This is a genomic window from Winslowiella toletana (genome assembly GCF_032164335.1).
Classification (GTDB): Bacteria; Pseudomonadota; Gammaproteobacteria; order Enterobacterales; family Enterobacteriaceae; genus Erwinia; species Erwinia toletana_A.
This window is the reverse complement of the sequence record NZ_CP134152.1, coordinates 1,817,419-1,839,100: the sequence shown is the minus strand read 5'-3', so window position 1 is coordinate 1,839,100 and position 21,682 is coordinate 1,817,419. Positions and strand designations below refer to the sequence as shown.

The window sequence follows — 21,682 nt, the reverse complement described above, 5'->3', positions numbered from 1 at the left end:
GGCTTTTATAGCAACGCACTATTGGATGATGTCTGTGTCTGGACGACAGACGCGATCAGCCGGCGTCCCAGTTAACTGACATCGCCAACGAAGGCAACACCTCCTCCGGGCTGAAATGGCGCGATCCCTGAAACTTTTCCACCAGCGCCGGTTGCCTGACCGCCAGTCTCACCGCAAACAGATTATCTTCCGACTGGATCAATCCTGGCGTTAAGGGTTCAAAAATAATCTGGTGACGTTCAAACATTTTTTCCATCATCGGCGTCGCGGCACTGGCGACATACTGAATACCAGCCTGTTTCGCCATCCGCAATGCATGCCAGAGAATTTTCAGCGGCAGCTCATTGTCGATATCCAGACGCGCAGAAAAACGCGACATCTCCCAGGTAATATGCCGATCAACCGCCAATGAAGCACCTTGAGGATGATCACTTTCTGGCCACTTCATCAGGCGCGCGCAACCACAAATGCCATGATTTTGGCTCCAGGCGATCAGCCAGGTAACATCTGAACGGTCAAAACGATCATACTCCTGGCCCGGCGTGCTCAGCCGCGAGGGGATCGACCAGCCCTCACCGCGCGCAAAAACGTTGTAACGGTAACTTCCCAATTCCGCTAATAACGAGGATGGCATATCTTTAAGTTGGGTCTGAATAATCTTCATTATTGTCACCTGTCGCATTCCATGATTATTGCCGCGCCATCGCGGTCTGGCAGGTTTGTTACCCTGCGCGCAGGGTAGACAACCGATTAATGATATGGAACTACCAGTTCTGGTAGTTGCAATAACTTCACAGCAAACCAATTGCCGCGGCATAGCAGGCAATTTGCGTTTTATTCGCGGTATTAAATCGTTTTTGCATATTTTTCTGATGAAAATTAACCGTGTGTTCAGAGATAGATAAAATCAGCGATATCTCAGAGGCTGTCTTTCCTTCAGCAGTCCATTTCACTATTTCCAGCTCGCGCCGGCTAAAGCCAATATCGATAACGGATACCGTCGGGTCGTTGAGTCGTTCCAGCGTCGCCAGATACACTTCAGCCAGATATTGCAGTTTCATTTCAAACACCAGGCTGGTGTCACGATGAGGTATTCCACTGCGGGAGGATAACGACAGTATGCCGGTAATCCTGTTCGCTCCCATCACCGAGCAGGAATATCCCGATATCAGACCGGCATCCTGCGCATCACCCCACAGCTTTTCGCAGCCGATAAACAGCTCGTCACGCCATTGAACGGTATGCCCGGGCAACTGGCGCATGGCAACGATCGGATCGATTTGTAGAAAGTTTTCTTTTTGATAATGCTCTAACCAGAATTCCGGATAAGTGGTGAAGAACCAGGTTTTGGGCCGGGTAAAAGGCACCGGATGCTGAATCAGAAAAGTGAAATAGTCATAGCCTAAACTCTCAGCCTGCTGCTGAGCAATTTTGATTAACTGGCCTGTTTCAGTAGCGGACTGGAAAAGAGCAAACAGCTCTTTGCGCCAGCTGAAATAGTTTTCGGATATCATGAAACCCTCACCAGTCGTGATGTTAATTCGCGCCGCGGTTATAATTGTTAATTGCAAATACAATTACAAAAAAATAAATATATTCCGTCAATTTAACTTATTCCATCTGCAGCGCGCTGATACTAATCCATTGGTGAAAAACAGTGATTAATAAATTTTCTGTCACTAATTAGAGCATCTGGTCGGACATCATTAAAAGCGGTGCATGTTAGTGGCTCGCTGACGTCACAATTTCGTCATAAAGGTTTTGGCCGAATTGTTGTCTTTAATCTGCATCTTTTTAGAATAGGATTTTTCTGAAGAATATTCAATATTTTTGATCTTATTATTGGAACATAATTTTACATTTGGTTACTCAAGTTAAATCCGATGAGAAAAATTTCAATAAAAGCCATGTATAACATACAGTTAAATTCGATGACGTCAATTATAACCAATAGCAGTGACGGTTAATGAGTGATGCTGCTCACACTGGCTGGTTGCCCGTGCGTTATTCTTTTTTATTATTAGAAAATTCTTTCCTGACCTGGTAAACGCTATCTGCACAGGCCAAACCCGCGCATTCCAAGATGAAAATGGTTAGCGTGAGCCGCGTTGTAATCCGGCCCCAGCGAATTGCCAAAATAGTCGCAGCTTTGCTGGAAAGCCTGATGCAACCAGGCCGCTTTCTCTTCCGGCTGCTGCCAGTGACGTAATACGCTTATTTTCTCGCCGTTTTTCAGCTGGAATCCGGCGATATCCCAGGCATCGGCGGTGGCATGCTCACTCAAACGCCCCTGGGCTCGATGATAAATATTACGACAGGCATAGCTCCCCAGATGATCAATTCGCGCCAGCGGCGAGGCCATACCCGGTACTCCATTGCCGCTACTGACGCGGTGCACAAACATCACGCTACTTACCGCCATCGGACAGCTGGCCAGAAAGCTACTGCTCAGCGAGACAGCGCCAAAACTTTGCAGGCGCAACGGATTATCCAGCGGACAATTCCCCGCCATTTTACCAGGTCGACTCCAGGCGACCAATCCGGCTTCGCGTGCGCGCTCCATCACCGCCAGGCAAGCTTGTGGGTCCGAGTCCAGCTGACGAAGTTTGTAGCGCGTGATAAAACTGGCAGGATCGGTGACCGACAGTGGCGTGAAGGGATTATATTCCGCAGGCAGATGCTGTTTTATCCATGGCATTGCCAGCCATCCCGCCAGAATAATAACGATGATCGTTAACAGAAATTTCACGGATGACTCTTTCCTTACGCGACAACGGTGGTCAGTTTCGTGTTAAGCATATAGCTAACAATAGACTCTGTCGGACTGGCCCGGGAGGTCGGTGGGCTGTTTATACTGAACTTTACCTGCCCGCTGTCGGTTAAAAGCGCATTTCTGCGATGCGATTAACCTCGGAATCCCCTTGTGGCAGTGATTACCAGGATATCCCTCACGTATGTTAAAAAACAATTACCCGCTAACGCCTTAATTACACTATCTTATGCCAACTTACCTGGGGACACCTCAGATTAAATAACAGCCAACAGAGCTGACACAACATCACTGACAGGAACAGAACCGTTATGGTTGATCAATCTAAACAGGCCGCGCCGGCTACTGATACGCCGGACAAGCTCCAGCGTAACCTCCACAATCGTCATATCCAACTTATCGCCATCGGTGGTGCCATCGGTACCGGCTTATTTATGGGCTCAGGTAAAACCATCAGCCTGGCCGGACCGTCAATCATCTTCGTGTATATGATCATCGGTTTTATGCTGTTTTTCGTGATGCGCGCAATGGGTGAGCTGCTGCTCTCCAATCTGGAATATAAGTCTTTCAGCGATTTCGCCGCCGACCTGCTCGGTCCGTGGGCGGGCTATTTTACCGGCTGGACCTACTGGTTCTGCTGGGTTGTCACCGGTATTGCCGATGTGGTGGCCATCAGTTCCTATTTCCAGCTGTGGTTCCCCGGCTTCTCGGTCTGGATGAGCGCACTGCTTTGCGTGGCCGTGTTCCTCGCGTTGAATATTGCCACGGTTAAAATGTTCGGTGAGATGGAGTTCTGGTTCGCGATTATTAAGATTGTCGCCATCATCGCGCTGATTGTCACCGGCATTGTGCTGGTTGCCATTCACTACCCTTCTGCCAACGGCAGCCATGCGGCGTTATCCAATATCTGGGATCACGGCGGTATGTTCCCGAAAGGCTTGAGCGGCTTCTTTGCCGGCTTCCAGATTGCGGTGTTCGCCTTTGTCGGTATCGAACTGGTGGGTACCGCTGCGGCAGAAACGCATAATCCGAAAACCGTGCTGCCACGCGCGATTAATGCGATTCCAATTCGTATTATCTTCTTCTATGTGCTGGCGCTAATGGTGATTATGGCGGTAACGCCGTGGAACCAGGTAGTGGCGGATCGCAGCCCGTTTGTCGAAATGTTTGTGCTGATTGGCCTGCCCGCGGCGGCCAGCATCGTTAACTTTGTGGTACTGACCTCAGCCGCGTCCTCAGCAAACAGTGGTATTTTCTCCACCAGCCGTATGCTGTACGGTCTGGCTGAGCAGGGTGTGGCGCACCGTGCCTTTGGTCGTCTTTCACGTCGCGCGGTGCCCACCAACGGCCTGTTCTTCTCGTGCCTGTGCCTGCTGGGCGGCGTGGCGTTGATCTACCTGATTCCCAACGTGATGACGGTGTTTACTATGGTCACCACCGTTTCGGCAATTCTGTTTATGTTCGTCTGGACCATAATTCTCTGCTCGTATCTGGCGTACCGTAAGAAGCGTCCACAGCTGCACGCCGAGTCGGTGTATAAAATGCCGCTGGGCAAATTTATGTGCTGGGCATGTATGGCGTTCTTCGCGTTTGTGATTGTACTGCTGACGCTGCAGGAAGATACCCGTCAGGCACTGATGGTGACGCCAGTCTGGTTCCTGATTCTGGCGATTGGCTGGTTTATGCGTAAAAGAAAGCAGGCTTAATTTTCATCGTGCAGAGGAGCCGAAAACGGCTCCTCTGCACAACTCCAGTCATCACCGTCGCCAGTGCCTGTAGCCGTCCCGCTATAACCTTTCCCACAACTCACGAAACGAACCGGACACCGATGGCCGTGGTAATGGCTCGCGCGTCGGTCGAAAATCCGCTTGTTGCCCTTCTCCTTGATTGCCAAGGTTAAAAGTAAAGGTGTAATCCGGTTCTTCTCCCATGCGCAAATCAGTGATCATCAGCTTGCCCTGCTGCTCGCGCATGGCAAAGAAGCCGTGACTGAACCAGGCTACGCGATCGACGTACCAGTCACCTTTATAACGCTGATATAGCGCCGCACCACTGTCGTGATGGCTGAATTTCAGCGGGCGCTGTTGTGACAGCAAGGAATAATAGCTCTCGGCATAGCCCTGCGGCGTCATCACCAGCACGCGCCACACCAGCGTATTAAAAGCGGTTGGCGTCACCAGTAGCTGCTGCGCCGGAATTTGCTGACGCGCAATTTCGGCTTTAACCTGATGAGTAGCATAGCTTTGTGCCACCATACTCCAGCCAAGATAGAGCGTACTAAGCGTCAGCCCCAGACTGTTCCACCACAGGCCACGCTTACCACGCAGGCAGAGCGCCACCACCAGGCAAATCAGTAGCGGTAAGGTATACAGCGGGTCAATAATGTAGATACTGCTGATTGCGTAAGGGAAGTCGGTCAGCGGTAGTCCAAGCTGGGTACCGTATACCGTCATCAGATCGAGCAGCGGATGCGTAATCAATGCCAGCCAGACCGCCACCCACCAGCGCACCCACAGCTGTTTTTGCCGCACAATACCGGCAATCAGCCACGCCAGCAGCGGTGATGCCAGCGTCAGCCAGATCAGCGCATGGCTTTCCGTACGGTGTAACGTCATATTACGTATAGCATCGCCGTGATCGACGAACACATCCATATCCGGCAGCGTGCCACAAACCGCGCCGACCAGCGCAGCCTGCCACAAAGGCGCCTTACGCCCCATTACCGCCACGCTTACCGCAGCACCCAGAACCAATTGTGAGACCGAATCCATACTCTTTTCCCTGATTATTAAACTCTTTTAAGCCTGGCTTATGCTGCCTTAATCAGTGTAAAGATTTTACAGAGCGATCAAATAAAGCGGTCAGCGCACGCGAATACCTTCAATTACCATGCGCTGTACATTCTCCACCGTCTGCTGAAAGAAACTTTCATCGCTGAGTGTTTGTCCGGTAATTGCCTGCACCTGAGTCGCAAAATCGGCGTAATGCTGAGTGGTGGCCCACAGCATAAAGATCAGATGATGCGGCTCGACCGGCGCTAAACGCCCCTGCTCGATCCAGCCTTCAATTACCGCCGATTTCTCTTCCACCAGCGCTTTCAGCATGCCGTCCAGTTCGCCTTTCAGCAGCGGCGCGCCCTGCAACATCTCAAGGCAGAACAGTCGTGACGCCTGCGGATGATCGCGGGAGACTTCAAGCTTCATGCGGATATATTCACCGATCGCCTCCAGCGGCTGTAAATCATCGCGCAATGCACGCAGCGGAGCCAACCAGACATCGAGAATATGCTTCAGCACCGCGATATACAGCTCTTCCTTTGACGGGAAGTAGTAAAGCAGATTGGTTTTTGACACATCAGCCCGCTCCGCCACCTTATCCAGACTGGTGCCATGAATACCGAATTGTGAAAAGAACTCCAGTGCGGCGGCAAGAATCGCCTCACGTTTCGCGGCAACCGCGCGCGCGCGGCGCGTCGGGGCTTTTTCTACAGACTTCACGGCTATTCCTTCTCCAGTCATTTCGGCACGGCTCAGTCAGGCACCCGCGCCTACCTCGTTTGGGTGATGCACCTTGATAGCACATCTCTGCCTGCTTTTTGTGCAGCCATTTTTTACCAAATGGTCTGTTTCAGACCATCCGCTCAACATTGCGCTTAGCTATTTTATATAACCATATGTTTGTAAACATCTTTTATTTTCTGGCACAGGCTTTGCAGATTACTTTACGAGCGCCGCCTCGAGGAAAACTGCAGGATGCACCGCAGCGCGTGAACCACATCCATCGTTAAGCAGAGGGTTTCACATGAAAATTGGTGTCTTTATTCCTATCGGTAACAACGGCTGGCTGATCTCGACCCATGCTCCGCAGTACATGCCAACCTTTGAGCTGAACAAAGCCATTGTACAAAAAGCCGAACACTATCATTTCGATTTTGCGCTCTCGATGATCAAACTTCGCGGCTTTGGCGGTAAAACCGAATTCTGGGATCACAACCTTGAATCTTTTACCCTGATGGCCGGTCTTGCCGCCGTCACCTCACGCATTCAAATCTACGCCACCGCCGCGACGCTGACCTTACCGCCCGCCATTGTCGCACGCATGGCGTCGACGATCGATTCGATTTCCAACGGCCGCTTTGGCGTCAATCTGGTGACCGGCTGGCAAAAGCCGGAGTACGAGCAGATGGGAATCTGGCCTGGCGATGACTATTTTTCACGCCGTTATGACTACCTGACTGAATATGTGCAGGTACTGCGCGATCTGTGGGGCACTGGCAAATCCGATTTAAAAGGTGATTTTTTCACGATGAATGATTGTCGCCTCAGCCCGCAGCCACAGCAACCGATTAAAGTTATTTGTGCCGGGCAAAGTGACGCCGGTATGGAATTCTCGGCGAAATACGCCGATTACAACTTCTGTTTCGGTAAAGGCGTTAACACCCCCACCGCTTTTGCGCCAACCGCATCACGTATGAAAGCGGCAGCGGAAACCAGCGGCCGTGACGTCGGCTCCTATGTGCTGTTTATGATTATCGCCGATGAGACCGACGAAGCGGCGCGCGCCAAATGGGAACATTACAAAGCCGGCGCAGACGAAGAGGCGCTTGCCTGGCTGACCACTCAAAGCCAGCAGGATAAGCGATCAGGCAGCGATACCAATGTGCGCCAGATGGCCGATCCCACCTCTGCGGTCAATATCAATATGGGCACGCTGGTTGGCTCTTACAGTAATGTGGCGAAGATGCTGGATGAGGTCGCCACTGTTGACGGCACCCAGGGCGTGCTGCTGACTTTTGATGATTTCCTGCAGGGTATCGACGCTTTTGGCGAGCGCATTCAGCCGCTGATGCAAAGCCGTCTCGACCTGATTGACGCTGCAAGAGAGGTGGCCTGATGAACCCTCGGAACACTGTTGTCTGCTCCACCGCCGCCACTGAACATACTCTGACGCTGCCTGCGCGGCCGGAAGCTATCGCTTTTCCCCCGCAGCAGACGGCACTTATCGTGGTGGATATGCAGAATGCCTACGCCACTGAGGGAGGCTACCTTGACCTGGCTGGTTTTGATGTTTCAGCTACCCAACCGGTGATTGAAAATATTCACCTTGCGGTTACCGCCGCACGCGCAGCGGGCATTCAGATTATCTGGTTCCAGAATGGCTGGGACGATAACTATGTCGAAGCCGGAGGCGCGGGGTCTCCTAATTTTCACAAATCCAACGCGCTGAAAACCATGCGCCAGCGCCCTGAGCTGCAGGGAAAACTGCTGGCCAAAGGCGGCTGGGACTACGATTTGGTCGATCAACTGCAACCGCAGCCGGGCGATATCGTGCTGCCGAAACCGCGTTACAGCGGCTTTTTCAATACGCCACTCGACAGCATGTTGCGCAGCCGCGGCATCCGCCACCTGGTGTTTACCGGTATCGCCACTAACGTCTGTGTGGAATCAACGCTGCGCGACGGTTTCTTTCTCGAATATTTCGGCGTGGTGCTGGAAGACGCTACCTATCAGGCCGGACCGGCCTTCGCCCAGCAGGCAGCAATTTTCAATATCGAAACCTTTTTCGGCTGGGTTTCCGATGTAGAAAGCTTCTGTAACACGCTGCAATCCGCCGCTACGCCGTTGATGCGTTCGGCTTAATCGCGAAAAGGAGCAGTTGCCATGCCAAAAACAGTTATTACCCCGCCGGGCAGCGGGACTCCACTGGCACCGTTCTCACCCGGCACCCAGGCTGACGGTATTGTTTATGTCTCCGGCACGCTGCCGTTTGATAAACAGAATAATGTTGTGCACGTTGGCGATGCGGCGGCGCAAACCCGGCACGTGCTGGAGCTGATCAAAAGCGTGATTGAGACCGCCGGCGGTTCGCTGGATGACGTGACCTTCAATTCGATTTTTATCACCGACTGGAGTAATTACGCGGCGGTAAATCAGGTGTATGCCGAATACTTCCCCGGCGATAAACCGGCTCGCTTCTGCATTCAGTGCGGGCTGGTAAAACCGGATGCCCTGATTGAAATCGCCAGCGTTGCGCATCTTACTCAATAACGGAGCCCGTTTATGCATCTCGAGCTATCAGGTCTGCAACATCCGCAGGCTCCTGTTTTAGTGCTGTCGGCAGGTCTTGGCGGCCTCGGCAGTTTCTGGCTGCCACAGCTGAGTGCGCTGCGCGAGCACTATCGCGTCGTGGTTTACGATCAGCGTGGCACCGGTCGCAGCGCAGATTCACTGCCAGAAGGCTACAGCATGCAACAGATGGCGACCGAGCTGGCTGATGCGCTGGCACAGCACCACATCCGGCAGTTTGATGTGATTGGTCATGCGCTGGGCGGCATGATCGGTCTGCAACTGGCGCTGGATTACCCTGAACGGGTGTCACGGCTCGTCGTGGTGAATGGCTGGCTGAGTCTGGATGCCCACACCCGGCGTTGTTTTCAGGTACGCCAGGATCTGCTGCTGAATGTCGGCGTCGAGGCGTTTGTCCGCGCGCAGCCGCTGTTTCTTTATCCCGCGGACTGGCTGTCAGAAAATCAGGCGCGGATTGAAGCGGAAGATTCATTGCAGGTCGCGCATTTCCAGGGCACTGAGAACTTGCTGCGGCGGCTGCACGCGCTGATGAGCACCGATTTTAGTCAGCGTGCCGGTGAAATAACCCAGCCGGTGCTGCTGGTTTGCAGCCAGGACGATCTGCTGGTGCCCTGGACCTGCTCAGAAACGCTGTATCAGGCCCTGCCGGCCGCCACGCTGAAGAAAATGCGCTGGGGCGGACACGCAATGAGCGTCACTGACAGCAGCGCCTTTAACACTTTACTGCTGGACTGGTTAAACCACACCCGTCCGGCCAATGTGAAATCACCGGTAATGGAGCCATCATGGCAGAACCTTTAAATAGCGAAGCACTCGCCACCCTGTTTACCGCCGCGCGCACTCACAATGGCTGGCAGGACCAGCCGGTGACCGATGCGCAATTACAGCAGATCTATCAGCTGTTACGGATGGGGCCAACTTCGGCCAACTGTAGCCCGGCGCGCTTCTTTTTTGTGCGCAGCGCGGAAGGTAAAGAGAAGCTGAAGCCTTCGCTCTCCAGCGGCAATCTGGAGAAAACCCTCAGCGCGCCGGTGACCGCTATCGTCGCCTGGGACCCGCAGTTTTACGATGCGCTGCCAACGCTGTTCCCGCATGGCGATGCGCGCTCGTGGTTTACCTCCAGTGCGGAACTGGCAGAAGAAACCGCCTTTCGTAACAGCTCGCTGCAGGCTGCTTATCTGATCGCCGCCTGCCGCGCACTGGGGCTGGATACCGGGCCGATGTCAGGTTTTGATCGCGCCAAAGTGGACAGCGCCTTCTTCGCAGAGAGCGGCTGGAAAAGTAACATGCTGATTAATATCGGCTATGGCGATAGCAGCAAAGTTTATGCTCGCCTGCCGCGCCTGGAATTCAATGATGCCTGCCTGCTCGGATAAGGAGCTAATTATGTCGCTACATACCCTGCCGCTGGCGGCCGCCAGCGTGGAAAAACAGGAGTTTCGTCATGCCATGTCGCGCCTTGGTGCGGCGGTTAACATCATTACCACCGACGGCCCAGGTGGTCGCGCCGGATTTACCGCGTCCGCGGTGTGCAGCGTGACCGATACTCCACCGACGCTGCTGGTTTGCCTTAACCGTTCCGCTTCGGTTTATCCGGTGTTTATGCAAAACCAGACGCTGTGCGTTAACACGCTGGCGGCGGGTCATGAGACGCTTTCCAGCCTGTTCGGTGGCAAAACGCCGATGGAACAGCGCTTTATCGCGGCGGAATGGTCAACGCTGGTGACCGGCTCGCCCATTCTGGCCGGTGCCGTCGCCTCTTTTGACTGCAAAGTTACGCAAGTGGTCAGCGTCGGAACTCATGACATTCTGTTCTGCGAAGCGCAGGCGCTGGTGTGCAACGACCATACCCACGGTCTGATCTATTTCGATCGTGGCTATCATCACCTGATGCGGCAGGAAGCCAGTTAATGCCGTCATCCGATGGTCACTGCGGTAGTTCTTCTTAGGAGAATACAATGCGAAGTTCCTGGTTTCCTCAATGGCGTAAAAAAACGGCGAGCGCAAATAATGAGCTGGTGGCTCCGGATGAAACCTTGCCCGCCGGGCAGACTATCGTGATGGGCCTGCAACATGCGGTGGCGATGTTCGGTGCAACGGTGCTGATGCCGCTGCTGATGGGGCTGGACCCTAACCTGTCCATTTTGATGTCCGGCGTTGGCACGCTACTGTTCTTCCTGATTACCGGTGGCCGGGTGCCCAGCTATCTTGGCTCAAGTGCCGCTTTCGTTGGTGTGGTGATTGCAGTCACCGGCTACAGCGGTCAGGGGCTGAATCCGGCGTTGAGCACCGCGCTCGGCGGCATCATCGCCTGTGGTTTGCTGTATACGCTGATTGGGCTGGTTGTGATAAAAGCGGGAACCCGCTGGATTGAACGCCTGATGCCGCCAGTGGTGACCGGTGCGGTGGTGATGGCGATTGGCCTTAATCTGGCACCGATTGCGGTGCGTGGCGTCTCGGCTTCGATGTTCGACAGCTGGATGGCAGTGATGACGGTGCTGTGCATTGGCGTGGTGGCAGTATTCACCCGTGGCATGGTGCAGCGCTTACTGATTCTGGTGGGCCTGATTCTGGCATGGGCGATCTATGCACTGTTAACCAATGTCATGGGCTTCGGCAAGCCGGTGGACTTGAGCCTGCTGGCGAATGCGCCGTGGTTTGGCCTGCCGCAAACTACCGCGCCCAGCTTCAGCATGCAGGCAATGGTGATGATTGCGCCAGTGGCGGTGATTCTGGTAGCTGAAAACCTCGGTCATCTCAAAGCGGTGGCCGGGATGACCGGGCGCAATCTCGATCCTTATATGGGACGCGCCTTTGTCGGTGATGGCCTGGCCACCATGCTGTCCGGTTCGGTTGGCGGCAGCGGCGTAACTACCTACGCAGAAAATATTGGCGTGATGGCAGTCACCAAAGTTTACTCAACGCTGGTGTTTGTCGCGGCGGCGATCATTGCCATGCTGTTGGGCTTCTCGCCAAAATTTGGTGCGCTGATCCACACCATCCCAGCGGCGGTGATTGGCGGTGCTTCGATTGTGGTATTTGGACTGATTGCGGTAGCCGGCGCGCGTATCTGGGTGCAGAACAATGTCGATCTCAGTCAGAACCGCAACCTGATTATGGTCGCCGTGACGCTGGTACTGGGTGCCGGAGATTTTGCGCTGAATATCGCCGGTTTTACGCTGGGCGGCATCGGCACCGCCACGTTTGGCGCCATAATCCTGAATGCCCTTCTCAGCCACCGGCGCGCGGCGGCATTAACCGATGCAGAGATTGCCGCGCAAAAAAATTAACGGTTTTCGCCAGCGGGTTCAGGCGAAGCTGACGGCTTCGCCTTTTTCTTACGCTTCAGCTTTAGCTCACTGATTAAGACACCCAATACAATTAATGCGCCGCCCAACAGCGCAATACCCGGCAATCGTTCACCAGCAATACGTCCGACAATGCCCGCCCATACCGGCTCACCGGCGTAAATCACCGTCGCGCGGGTTGGCGATACGCTGCGCTGGGCCCAGTTCATGGTAACCTGAATCACTGCGCTGGCGATCCCCAGTCCGACCGCGCTATAGAGCAGAAACGGCGAAAAAGCCGGAACCGACTCGCCATTCGGCAGCATAAAGATAAAAGCACAGGCGGAAGCGACAGCCAGCTGAACAATCGTCACGCGCCTGACGTCTACCTTACCGGCACAGGCGCTAATCAGAATAATCTCCGCCGCAATCGCCAGCGTACTCAGCAGAGTAGCGATTTCACCGGCGCTGAACGCCAGGCTATCCCCTTCTGGTCCTGCCAGTAATAACAGTCCAGTAAAAGCCAGCACCACACCAATCCATGACATCAGGCCCGGCATTCTGCCGAGAAACAACCATTGCAGCAGCGGGACCAGCGGTACATACATTGCGGTGATAAAGGCCGATTTACTGCTGGAGATGGTCTGCATTCCCCAGGTTTGCAGGCCATAGCCGCAAGCGATGGCAAGACCAATCCAGGCGCCGGCTTTGAACTCATGCCAGCTCAATCCGCGCAGGGTTTTCCAGGAAAACAGTGCCAGCAGCAATGCCGCAGTAGCAAAACGCAGCCCGACAAAGAAAAATGGCCCGCTGACGTTCATCGCGTGATGTACCACCAGGAAGGTGCCACCCCACAGCATGGTGATCAGCATCAGCACCGCTTCCTGGATTTTTATATTGAATTTGTAGCGCGAGAGAAACGACGACATAGCCGGGTCCGGATGAAAAATGGGCCGCTAGTTTGCGTTGCGCCGGCAGAGAGGTCAATGGAAAGTGCGGGGGAAAGCTAAACCGCCGGGCAACACCCGGCGGCTAAGGGGAAAACATACCGTGCAGTTAGCGAATAACTACTTTTTACCGCTACTGCGCCCCCCTTTTTCACCGGCTTTGGAAGCGCGCTGCGGATCATTTTTGAAATTACCTCCGCTGCATTTGCCTCCTTTACGGCCAGCCTCTGATGCTCTTTCACGGTCTTCAGCAAAATTACCAGAGCCACCACGGTGTTCTGCCATTTCTTACCTCCGATTTAGTTAAGACATCATCTTGCTTACACCCTGCTGTCTGATGCAACAAGAGGGTACGGCAGCGAACTACCGCCGTACCCTGAATTTTAGACAAACAGCCCTGCCGCACCGCAAGTGTTTATATTTGGAAACAAACAATATTCTAAAAAAGTGCAATTAGCCCGCAGGCTCCACTTAAGCCCCTCTGCGCAATGATGAAATTTTTCCCGATAAAATGATGTCATTTCTTTACGGGTTACTTGCTGTACGCCTGTCACGGCAAGCTGCCTATTCTCTTCTATACTGGGGTGATTGCCCGATATGTATCAACGTAACTTTTCCACCACGGAGCTAATGAATGGCGAAGATCTTAGTGCTTTATTATTCCATGTATGGACATATCGAAACCATGGCGAATGCGGTAGCCGAAGGGGCCAGCAGCGTCACGGGTGCCGAGGTAACGGTCAAGCGCGTGCCTGAAACCATGGAGGCGGAACGCTTCGCCCAGGTTGGCGGTAAAACCCAGCAGGCTGCACCGGAAGCTACGCCCGAAGAACTGTCACACTATGATGCGATTATCTTTGGTACGCCGACCCGCTTCGGCAACATGGCCGGTCAAATGCGTACCTTTCTTGACCGCACCGGTGGACTCTGGGCTTCGGGCGCGCTCTACGGCAAGCTGGCGAGCGTATTTGCCTCTACCGGCACTGGCGGCGGCCAGGAACACACCATCACCTCGACCTGGACCACGCTGGCGCATCACGGCATGGTCATCGTGCCTATTGGTTACGGAACCAAAGAACTGTTTGATATCAGCCAGGTACGCGGTGGTACGCCGTATGGCGCCACCACCCTTGCCGGTGGCGACGGCTCGCGCCAGCCAAGCGAAGAAGAACTGGCTATCGCCCGCTATCAGGGCGAATACGTTGCCGGGCTGGCAACTAAACTTAATGGATAACATCTGCTTCAGGAGGCAATCATGGCTACGCAACAATCTAAAGCACACCGTGTAGGTGAGTGGGCAAACTTGCGTCGTACTTCTCCGGAGATCGCCGAAGCGATTTTCGAACTGGCCGAATATGACGAGAAACTCGCTGAGCAAATTTGGGAACAACAAGGCAGCGACGAAGTGCTACTGCGCGCCTTTGAAAAAACCGATCAGAATGAGCTGACGTGGGATAACAAAGTTGTCGAGCGTAAAAACGTCTAGAAGTCAGCTATTTATGTGGGAAACCACTCTTTGAATCAACATTCACCAGCTTACTCATGGAGAGAATAATGTCCTCATATCAGACCATTAACCCGGCAAATAATAAACTGATCAAATCATGGCCGGGACATAACCCTCAACAGGTCGAGCAGGCGCTGGATACCGCAGCGAAACTGTATAAGTCCGACTGGTGTAAAGGCGATATTCAGCCACGTCTGCAAGTGCTGAAAAAACTTGCCGAAATTATTGACAGCCGCGTCGATGAACTGGCAAAAATTGCCAGCGTTGAAATGGGTAAACTGATTGGCCAGAGTCGCGGCGAAGTACAGCTGTGCGCGCAAATCGCCCGCTACTACGCAGAAAACGCCGAGCGATTTCTGCAGCCTACCCGCTACCCAACCGAACTGGGTGAAGCCTGGGTGGAGAACCATCCAATTGGCGTACTGATGGCGGTCGAACCCTGGAACTTCCCTTACTACCAGCTGATGCGCGTGCTGGCACCCAATCTGGCGGCCGGTAATCCGGTGCTGGCGAAGCATGCCAGTATCGTGCCGCACTGTGCCAGCATTTTTGAACAGTTGGTACGCGAAGCGGGTGCACCAGAAGGCGCGTGGACCAATATGTTTATCTCTAACGACCAGGTTGCCGATCTGATCGCCGATGATCGTATTCAGGGTGCAGCGCTGACCGGTTCAGAAAAAGCCGGTAGCATTGTCGCTTCGCAGGCGGCGAAATATCTGAAAAAGTCCACGCTTGAACTGGGCGGTAACGACGTATTCGTGGTGCTGGATGACTGCGATCTTGATGAAGCAGTGAAGCAAGGTGCACAAGCGCGACTGAACAATGCCGGTCAGGTCTGTACTGCGGCGAAACGTTTTATTGTGCAGCAGAAAGTGGCCGATCGCTTCCTGGAGAAATTTACCGCAGCGTTTAAAGCGGTGAAAATTGGCGATCCACTGGATGAGAGCACTACCCTTGGTCCCCTCTCTTCCGAAGGTGCGCGCGACAGCCTGGTCAAGCAGGTGAAAGCGGCAGTGGAAAACGGTGCCAAACTGCATTATGGCGGTAACGCGGTGGAGGGTGATGGCTGCTTCTATCAGCCCACTATTCTTACTGATATCGCGCGCAGCAACCCGGCCTACTTTGAAGAGTTCTTTGGCCCGGTGGCGCAGGTTTACGTGGTGAAGGATGACGATGAAGTGGTGGAACTGGCCAACGATTCGCACTATGGGCTGGGCGGATCGGTGTTTACCACTGATATCGAACGCGGTAAAAAGCTGGCTTCGCGTATTGAAACCGGCATGGTTTACATCAATTCTCTGACGGATACTGCCGCAGAACTGCCATTCGGTGGGGTTAAACGTTCCGGTTATGGCCGCGAACTGTCCGATCTGGGTATTAAAGAGTTTGTTAACCAGAAGCTGGTTGTGGTGGCGAAATCGTAATACACCTCAAGCCGATATTGCTTAAGAGCGGCGTTCTCGCTGCTTCTGTCGGCAGTTAACATCAGGGGAGCCGCAAGCGGCTCCCCTGTTTTTTCAACATTACTGCGCTTTTGGCGTTTCGCCAGCCGCTTTATCATCCTGCTGTTCAGCCTGCTTTGGCTGCGCAGACTTATCTGTGGCAGCCTGTGCAGCAGAGGCTTTGTCGGCAGCTTCTTTCTCTGCCGCGGCTTTCGCCTTTGCCGCTTTCTCTGCCGCTATCTTCTCTGCAGCTGCTTTGTCGGCAGCGGCTTTCTCTGTCGCCGCCTTTTCAGCTGCTGCTTTCTCTGCTTTTGCTTTCTCTGCCGCCGCCTTCTCAGCTGCTGCTACCTTCTCAGCTGCTGCTTTTTCTGCTGCAGCTTTTTCTGCTGCTGCCTTTTCAGCTGCTGCTTTATCCGCATCCGCTTGAGCAGTATCAGCCGCTGGCTGTTCAGCCGGTTTTGCCGCTGGCGCTGCCTGTTGCAATGCCGTGCCCTGCACTGCGGTATTCAGCACCTGAGTAAACTGATCCCATGAGCAGAAACCGTTAGCATCGGTTTCACAACCCTGCATCTGAAGTGTGACGCGCTTCGGCGGATTTTTCAGCGTGAGGGGTTCAGCGTCGCGTAACTGCTCGGAACTCTGATAAACGTACTCAACTTTTACCAGATCTTTATCGTTCTTGCTGTCGTGCCAGCGCTCAAAGACAATCTGGCCACCGATTGGCGTGCGCTCATTCTGGCCCGGTAATTCGTAAGGTTTGAAGTCCAGTGCGGTCAGCAGCGAAGCGATATTGGAATCATGGCCCACCATCAGCGTAACTTTTGGCGCAGTGGCTTTATCCTGATCGATTAGCTGGCTACGGATATAATCCACCAGCGGCGCAGCGACATTACGCGCCACTTCCGGGGAGGTAAACAGCGCATCCTGATAGCCATTTTTAATCGCTGACAGCTCTTTCCACTGTTCTGCGGTTTTAATCTGGCCCCAGGCCACCTGCTCCATTGGCAAGCCTTCGTAATATTGCAGTGTAAACGCATCAACCAGCGAATTGCCCACTTTCAGCGGACCCGAAACGCCAGGCTCTTCACCGCTGTTGGCTTTGAATTTATTTTGATTTTCACTGCTCAGCGAGCACTGTTTTTTATCGTCACAAGCCGGAGCATTTTTGTAATCGATAATTTTTTCCAGCCGCTGAAACGCCGGCTTCAGGCTCAGTTTTTCAGCCGCCGCGTTCATCGCGGTCAGCGCTTGCTTATTAAACTCTTCGCTGCCGTCAGTGATCACCGGATTAAAGATCGGATCCATGCTGCCCATCTCATCCTGGTGAGTGATGGCAATATCACAACCCGGGAATGCGCCATTGATAAAGAACTGCGCGGTAGCCACGGTGCGCTGTAAACTGTTGGCGTAAGCAAATACATCGTCAGAAGAAGGACACTCGCCGGTTTTTACCAGCCCCTGCTGTGCCAGCCATTCACGGGTATAGTGACCCATATAAACTTCAAGCACGCCACCTTTAGTGGTGAGCTGACCGCCAGGCACATCCCACTGCGGCCAGGATTTTTTGGTCGATTGCTCTAACACGCTGCCATTATCCGCCAGCGGGGCGCGCAGGTTATGGCGACTCATCATTAATACTTGTTGTAACTGCAGATCACCTTCCGCTGCCTGAGCAGAAAATCCTAACGGAAGTGCGGCCAGAACAGATAACGCGCAGAGAGTGTATTTTTTGATCATTGTGCTTATTCCATTGATTCAGATGGTAAACATCCTGGCTATCCAACACGCTGCCAATACTCAGACAGCAAAATATCGACACATCATAACCTGCCCTGTGACGAAAAGCCCCGGACGTTTAAGTCGCGTACAGTGTTAGCAATATAGCAGACTCTGTCACCTGCGGTTTAGTGCCACCAGCAGACTGAAAAGCAACAGAATGTTTTCAGAAGAGATGAGCAGACGCTGAAACGTTGCAGTCCGTGAGTCATGCCAGCCAGTGTCTTATGTTTAATGCCGAAGGTGAACGCATGATTACCGGTCTGATAACAGAACGTTGTTCAAAGGATTGATAACTGAGAGAACGGAAAAGAACATCGGTACAGCTGGAGTGAAAAGTAAAATATTGAGGAGGAAGTTGAACAGGAATGTTCGAAGATAAAACCGAGTGGAAATAAAGATGGCGGAGGAGGAGAGATTCGAACTCTCGAACGGTTTCCCGTCGCCGGTTTTCAAGACCGGTGCCTTCAGCCACTCGGCCACCCCTCCGCAGACTCTATTTCTAAAGCCACCTGAAACGCTGTTAAATACTGCTTAGCTCTTCAGGATGCGTAGCAGTGTAATGGGTTGATTGTTCGAGAGCAACAGGCAATTAGCACTAACGCTACTGACCGCCTAAAATATGTGCTAATTGCTTGTCTTTTAAGTCGTTATGCTGAAAAAAAAGCCTTTTTGACCCGCAGTTTGTTCGCAGACCCGGCGTTTTATCGCGCCGCCATGCAGGAAATTGGTTGGCGCAAATCTGCAGTGAGCCACACACGCCAAGATGAAATAACAAAGAATAAAACAGAAGGGCTCACGCTGTAATAGTGAGAGACAGCAGTGCAGCTGGCAGAAGCAATCGTAGAGGTATTCTGAGGCACAAAGCAAAACGGGCCAGCTTTCGCTGACCCGTTAAATTTGATGGCGGAGGAGGAGAGATTCGAACTCTCGAACGGTTTCCCGTCGCCGGTTTTCAAGACCGGTGCCTTCAGCCACTCGGCCACCCCTCCGCAATGAGGCGCACTATAAACATCTGCCTGATGCTTGTAAAGCGCGTTTTGATTCGTTCGCCTGAAAAATCATCAACTCTGGTTTTTTTGTTGTATTTATCGCCATCACGCGCGGATTATCAGCAGTTTAACGCGTAAAGAAGGGTAAAACGCCTTCCTTTATTTATCCTGCTTGCTTATTGTCGTCGCTATATAATGATCTCAGGAGAGGCGCTTTATGGATCGCATCGTTAGTTCCACACGCGAAAGCTCGCTTATCAGCACCAATAAAGTGCTGCGCAATACCTATTTCCTGCTGGGCCTGACGCTGACCTTCTCAGCCATTACCGCTACGGCCAGCACCGTGTTTGCCCTGCCTTCGCCAGGTTTAATCCTGATGCTGGTCGGCTTCTACGGCCTGATGTTTTTGACCCACAAACTGGCAAACAGCCCGGCGGGTATACTGGCCGCCTTTGCTTTTACCGGTTTCCTTGGTTACTGCCTCGGCCCGATTCTTAACAGTTTCCTCAGTGCCGGAATGGGCGACGTTATCGCGCTGGCACTCGGCGGTACGGCATTGGTATTCTTCTGCTGCTCAGCTTACGTGCTGACCACGCGCAAGGATATGTCATTCCTTGGCGGCATGATGATGGCAGGCTTTGTGGTGCTGCTGGTTGCAGTAGTCGCTAACCTGTTCCTGCAGATTCCGGCGCTGCATCTGGCGATTAGCGCGATGTTTATTCTGTTCTCTGCAGGTGCCATCCTGTATGAAACCAGCAATATCATCCACGGTGGCGAAACCAATTACATTCGCGCAACCGTCACCCTGTATGTCTCGCTGTATAATATCTTTATCAGCCTGTTGAGCATTCTCGGCTTCGCCCGCAGTAACTAAGCTTCACAGATGAACATTTAAAGCCCCGCTTGCGGGGCTTTATTTTTTGCTGAAGGAAAGTTTGCTAAACTGCGCGCCGTAACCGAAGAACGAGGCAGAAACGTGTTATTTGAAGGCAAAGAGATTGAACGCGACGCGCAGGGATATCTGAAAAAGATTAGCGACTGGAATGAAGCGCTGGCGCTGCATATTGCTACAGAAGAGTCGATTGAGATGAGTGAAGCCCACTGGGAAGTGGTGCGGTTCGTCCGCGAGTTTTATCTCGAGTTTAATACCTCTCCAGCCGTGCGGATGCTGGTAAAAGCCGTCGCGCAAAAGTTCGGGGAAGAGAAAGGCAACAGCCGTTATCTGTTCCGTCTGTTTCCGGATGGACCGGCAAAGCAGGCAACCAAAATCGCTGGCCTGCCTAAACCGGTGAAATGTCTCTGAGTTAGCCGGTGGTAAAACCGTTTGGCAGCACTGAAGGCTGATGCGGTTCCACCAGCACTTTATCCACCCGCGCACTTCGAGGCCCGCCGGCTCTCAGCCATGCCAGCAGCGCCTCCACCTGCTGCGCCTCACCGCAGGCCAGTACTTCTACGCTGCCATCATCGAGATTACGCGCATAGCCATTCAGGCCGAGCTTTTTCGCCTCACTTTGCGTGTTGTAACGAAATCCCACGCCCTGAACCCTGCCATGCACCCAAATTTTGCTGCATACTTCTGCCATTATCTCCCCCTGTGAATCAGGATAATTGCAATTTGCCGGTCAGCACCCGACAATGGCGCAAATTTTTCCGTAAATAAGCATAGCAAAATATGAGCGTTCGTTTGATTCTCGCCAAGGGCCGCGAAAAGTCCCTGTTACGTCGTCATCCATGGGTGTTTTCCGGCGCCGTGGCGCGTATGGAAGGCAAAGCCAGCAGTGGTGAAACCATTGATGTCTGTGACAGCCAGGGCAAATGGCTGGCACGTGCAGCCTACTCACCGCAGTCACAGATTCGCGCGCGCGTCTGGAGCTGGCAGCAGGATGAGTCGATTGATATCGACTTCTTTGTTCGTCGTTTGCAGGCGGCTCAGTCGCTGCGTGACTGGCTGGCAGAGCGTGATGATCTCGACAGCTACCGCCTGATTGCCGGTGAATCTGACGGTATGCCGGGTGTCACCATTGACCGTTTCGGTAACTTTCTCGTGCTGCAGTTGTTATCGGCAGGCGCCGAGTATCAGCGTGCGGCGCTGATTTCAGCCCTGACGCAGTGTTATCCGGAGTGTGCCATCTACGATCGCTCCGACGTTTCAGTGCGTAAAAAAGAGGGGCTGGAGCTGACGCAAGGCGTGGTCTGCGGCGATCTGCCACCGCCACTGCTGCCGATTACCGAGCACGGAATGAAGCTGCTGGTTGATATTCAGACTGGCCATAAAACCGGCTATTATCTTGATCAACGCGACAGCCGACTGGCAACGCGTCGCTATGCCAAAGATCGCCGGGTGCTTAACTGCTTCTCTTACACCGGCGGCTTCGCGGTTTCCGCCTTGATGGGCGGCTGCACCGAAGTGATCAGCGTGGATACTTCTCAGGCGGCGCTTGATGTGGCGAAACAGAATGTCGAACTGAATGGCCTTGACGTTTCCAAAGCACAATTCCTGCGTGATGACGTCTTCAAGCTGCTGCGCAGCTATCGCGACAGCGGTGAGAAATTCGATCTGATCGTTATGGATCCACCAAAATTCGTCGAAAATAAAAATCAGCTGGCGGGTGCCTGCCGCGGTTATAAAGATATTAATATGCTGGCAATGCAGCTGTTAAATCCGAATGGCATGCTGCTGACCTTCTCCTGTTCCGGGTTGATGGCGACTGATTTATTTCAGAAAATTATCGCTGATGCCGCGCTTGATGCACATCGTGATGTACAATTTATTGAGCAGTTCCGTCAGGCGGCTGACCATCCCGTGATTGCCAGCTATCCGGAAGGAATGTACCTGAAAGGATTTGCCTGCCGCGTGCTGTGACTTGAAAACAAC

24 protein-coding genes and 2 tRNA genes are annotated in these 21,682 nt (G+C 53.2%); 15 read left to right on the top strand and 11 right to left on the bottom strand.

The genetic code is table 11. The features are described 5' to 3' along the window. Positions 1-55: 55 nt before the first annotated feature. The 3 genes from RIN69_RS08635 to RIN69_RS08625 all read right to left on the bottom strand — a co-directional run bounded on the left by RIN69_RS08635 (position 56) and on the right by RIN69_RS08625 (position 2,749). Positions 56-664, bottom strand: coding sequence for an autoinducer synthase (locus RIN69_RS08635; RefSeq protein WP_313856845.1), 609 nt, complete (start codon positions 662-664; stop codon positions 56-58). Positions 665-791: 127 nt separating this feature from the next. Then, positions 792-1,514 (bottom strand): transcriptional regulator SdiA, encoded by a 723-nt coding sequence (gene sdiA / locus RIN69_RS08630; protein ID WP_313856844.1) that lies wholly within the window; start codon positions 1,512-1,514, stop codon positions 792-794. Between the two features lie 536 nt (positions 1,515-2,050). After that, complete coding sequence (locus tag RIN69_RS08625; RefSeq protein ID WP_313856843.1) at positions 2,051-2,749, bottom strand: extensin-like domain-containing protein; 699 nt, start codon at positions 2,747-2,749, stop codon at positions 2,051-2,053. Positions 2,750-3,081: 332 nt separating this feature from the next. Between RIN69_RS08625 and cycA the strand changes: the two genes are divergently transcribed. After that, the gene (gene cycA, locus RIN69_RS08620; RefSeq protein ID WP_313856842.1) at positions 3,082-4,476 is read left to right on the top strand and encodes a D-serine/D-alanine/glycine transporter; all 1,395 of its coding nucleotides are present in this window, start codon (positions 3,082-3,084) and stop codon (positions 4,474-4,476) included. Between the two features lie 81 nt (positions 4,477-4,557). Here cycA and RIN69_RS08615 read toward each other — a convergent pair whose 3' ends face one another. Next, positions 4,558-5,541 carry a metal-dependent hydrolase gene (locus tag RIN69_RS08615; RefSeq protein ID WP_313856841.1) on the bottom strand — a complete coding sequence of 328 codons (984 nt, stop codon included), beginning with the start codon at positions 5,539-5,541 and terminating at the stop codon, positions 4,558-4,560. A gap of 90 nt (positions 5,542-5,631) precedes the next feature. Next, entirely contained in the window at positions 5,632-6,288 is a 657-nt protein-coding gene (gene rutR / locus RIN69_RS08610; protein WP_313856840.1) for an HTH-type transcriptional regulator RutR, read from the bottom strand. 283 nt (positions 6,289-6,571) lie between these two features. On the opposite strand from rutR, the gene rutA reads away from it, so the two are divergent. From rutA to rutG, 7 genes are read left to right on the top strand one after another with little or no spacing between them, the layout of a single operon-like run. After that, positions 6,572-7,663: a pyrimidine utilization protein A gene (rutA, locus tag RIN69_RS08605; protein WP_313856839.1), complete on the top strand. Its 1,092-nt coding sequence runs from the start codon at positions 6,572-6,574 to the stop codon at positions 7,661-7,663. Continuing rightward, positions 7,663-8,409, top strand: coding sequence for a pyrimidine utilization protein B (gene rutB, locus RIN69_RS08600; RefSeq protein WP_313856836.1), 747 nt, complete (start codon positions 7,663-7,665; stop codon positions 8,407-8,409). Before rutA ends, rutB begins: the two co-directional genes overlap by 1 nt. A 21-nt stretch (positions 8,410-8,430) precedes the next feature. Further along, positions 8,431-8,817, top strand: a complete 387-nt coding sequence (rutC, locus tag RIN69_RS08595) for a pyrimidine utilization protein C (protein ID WP_313856835.1) — start codon at positions 8,431-8,433, stop codon at positions 8,815-8,817. 12 nt (positions 8,818-8,829) lie between these two features. Then, positions 8,830-9,657, top strand: coding sequence for a pyrimidine utilization protein D (rutD, locus tag RIN69_RS08590; RefSeq protein WP_313856834.1), 828 nt, complete (start codon positions 8,830-8,832; stop codon positions 9,655-9,657). Then, positions 9,642-10,232, top strand: a complete 591-nt coding sequence (locus tag RIN69_RS08585) for a malonic semialdehyde reductase (RefSeq protein WP_313856833.1) — start codon at positions 9,642-9,644, stop codon at positions 10,230-10,232. The genes rutD and RIN69_RS08585 overlap by 16 nt, the downstream gene beginning before the upstream one ends. A 10-nt stretch (positions 10,233-10,242) precedes the next feature. Next, the gene (rutF, locus tag RIN69_RS08580) at positions 10,243-10,767 is read left to right on the top strand and encodes an NADH-dependent FMN reductase RutF (protein WP_313856832.1); all 525 of its coding nucleotides are present in this window, start codon (positions 10,243-10,245) and stop codon (positions 10,765-10,767) included. 47 nt (positions 10,768-10,814) lie between these two features. Further along, complete coding sequence (gene rutG, locus RIN69_RS08575; protein WP_313856830.1) at positions 10,815-12,146, top strand: pyrimidine utilization transport protein G; 1,332 nt, start codon at positions 10,815-10,817, stop codon at positions 12,144-12,146. On the opposite strand, the gene RIN69_RS08570 is transcribed toward rutG, so the two are convergent. Together RIN69_RS08570 and RIN69_RS08565 are read right to left on the bottom strand one after the other, a co-directional pair. Next, on the bottom strand, positions 12,143-13,072 hold the full coding sequence (locus tag RIN69_RS08570; protein ID WP_313856829.1) for a DMT family transporter: 930 nt from the start codon (positions 13,070-13,072) through the stop codon (positions 12,143-12,145). The genes rutG and RIN69_RS08570 overlap by 4 nt on opposite strands. A gap of 138 nt (positions 13,073-13,210) precedes the next feature. Beyond that, on the bottom strand, positions 13,211-13,375 hold the full coding sequence (locus RIN69_RS08565) for a con-10 family general stress protein (RefSeq protein ID WP_313856827.1): 165 nt from the start codon (positions 13,373-13,375) through the stop codon (positions 13,211-13,213). 349 nt (positions 13,376-13,724) lie between these two features. Between RIN69_RS08565 and wrbA the strand changes: the two genes are divergently transcribed. The 3 genes from wrbA (at position 13,725) to RIN69_RS08550 (ending at position 16,021) form a co-directional block, all read left to right on the top strand. Continuing rightward, complete coding sequence (gene wrbA / locus RIN69_RS08560; protein ID WP_313856825.1) at positions 13,725-14,324, top strand: NAD(P)H:quinone oxidoreductase; 600 nt, start codon at positions 13,725-13,727, stop codon at positions 14,322-14,324. Positions 14,325-14,345: 21 nt separating this feature from the next. After that, positions 14,346-14,576 (top strand): YccJ family protein, encoded by a 231-nt coding sequence (locus RIN69_RS08555; RefSeq protein ID WP_313856824.1) that lies wholly within the window; start codon positions 14,346-14,348, stop codon positions 14,574-14,576. Positions 14,577-14,644: 68 nt separating this feature from the next. After that, positions 14,645-16,021, top strand: a complete 1,377-nt coding sequence (locus RIN69_RS08550) for an NAD-dependent succinate-semialdehyde dehydrogenase (protein ID WP_313856823.1) — start codon at positions 14,645-14,647, stop codon at positions 16,019-16,021. Between the two features lie 99 nt (positions 16,022-16,120). Here RIN69_RS08550 and agp read toward each other — a convergent pair whose 3' ends face one another. Continuing rightward, positions 16,121-17,776, bottom strand: a complete 1,656-nt coding sequence (agp, locus tag RIN69_RS08545) for a bifunctional glucose-1-phosphatase/inositol phosphatase (protein WP_313856822.1) — start codon at positions 17,774-17,776, stop codon at positions 16,121-16,123. Between the two features lie 440 nt (positions 17,777-18,216). Further along, positions 18,217-18,304 (bottom strand) — tRNA-Ser (locus RIN69_RS08540). Between the two features lie 78 nt (positions 18,305-18,382). Here RIN69_RS08540 and RIN69_RS08535 point away from each other — a divergent pair. After that, the gene (locus tag RIN69_RS08535) at positions 18,383-18,622 is read left to right on the top strand and encodes a hypothetical protein (protein WP_313856821.1); all 240 of its coding nucleotides are present in this window, start codon (positions 18,383-18,385) and stop codon (positions 18,620-18,622) included. A gap of 97 nt (positions 18,623-18,719) precedes the next feature. Here the strand turns inward: RIN69_RS08535 and RIN69_RS08530 are convergent. After that, positions 18,720-18,807: transfer RNA gene (locus tag RIN69_RS08530), tRNA-Ser, on the bottom strand. A 217-nt stretch (positions 18,808-19,024) separates the two neighbouring features. Between RIN69_RS08530 and yccA the strand changes: the two genes are divergently transcribed. Together yccA and tusE are read left to right on the top strand one after the other, a co-directional pair. Beyond that, positions 19,025-19,681 carry an FtsH protease modulator YccA gene (gene yccA / locus RIN69_RS08525; protein WP_313856819.1) on the top strand — a complete coding sequence of 219 codons (657 nt, stop codon included), beginning with the start codon at positions 19,025-19,027 and terminating at the stop codon, positions 19,679-19,681. A 102-nt stretch (positions 19,682-19,783) separates the two neighbouring features. Next, on the top strand, positions 19,784-20,110 hold the full coding sequence (tusE, locus tag RIN69_RS08520; RefSeq protein WP_313856817.1) for a sulfurtransferase TusE: 327 nt from the start codon (positions 19,784-19,786) through the stop codon (positions 20,108-20,110). Position 20,111: 1 nt separating this feature from the next. Here the strand turns inward: tusE and yccX are convergent, their stop codons facing one another. Then, positions 20,112-20,390 (bottom strand): acylphosphatase, encoded by a 279-nt coding sequence (gene yccX / locus RIN69_RS08515; protein WP_313856816.1) that lies wholly within the window; start codon positions 20,388-20,390, stop codon positions 20,112-20,114. Positions 20,391-20,479: 89 nt separating this feature from the next. Between yccX and rlmI the strand changes: the two genes are divergently transcribed. Continuing rightward, entirely contained in the window at positions 20,480-21,670 is a 1,191-nt protein-coding gene (gene rlmI, locus RIN69_RS08510; RefSeq protein WP_313856815.1) for a 23S rRNA (cytosine(1962)-C(5))-methyltransferase RlmI, read from the top strand. Positions 21,671-21,682 lie beyond the last annotated feature (12 nt).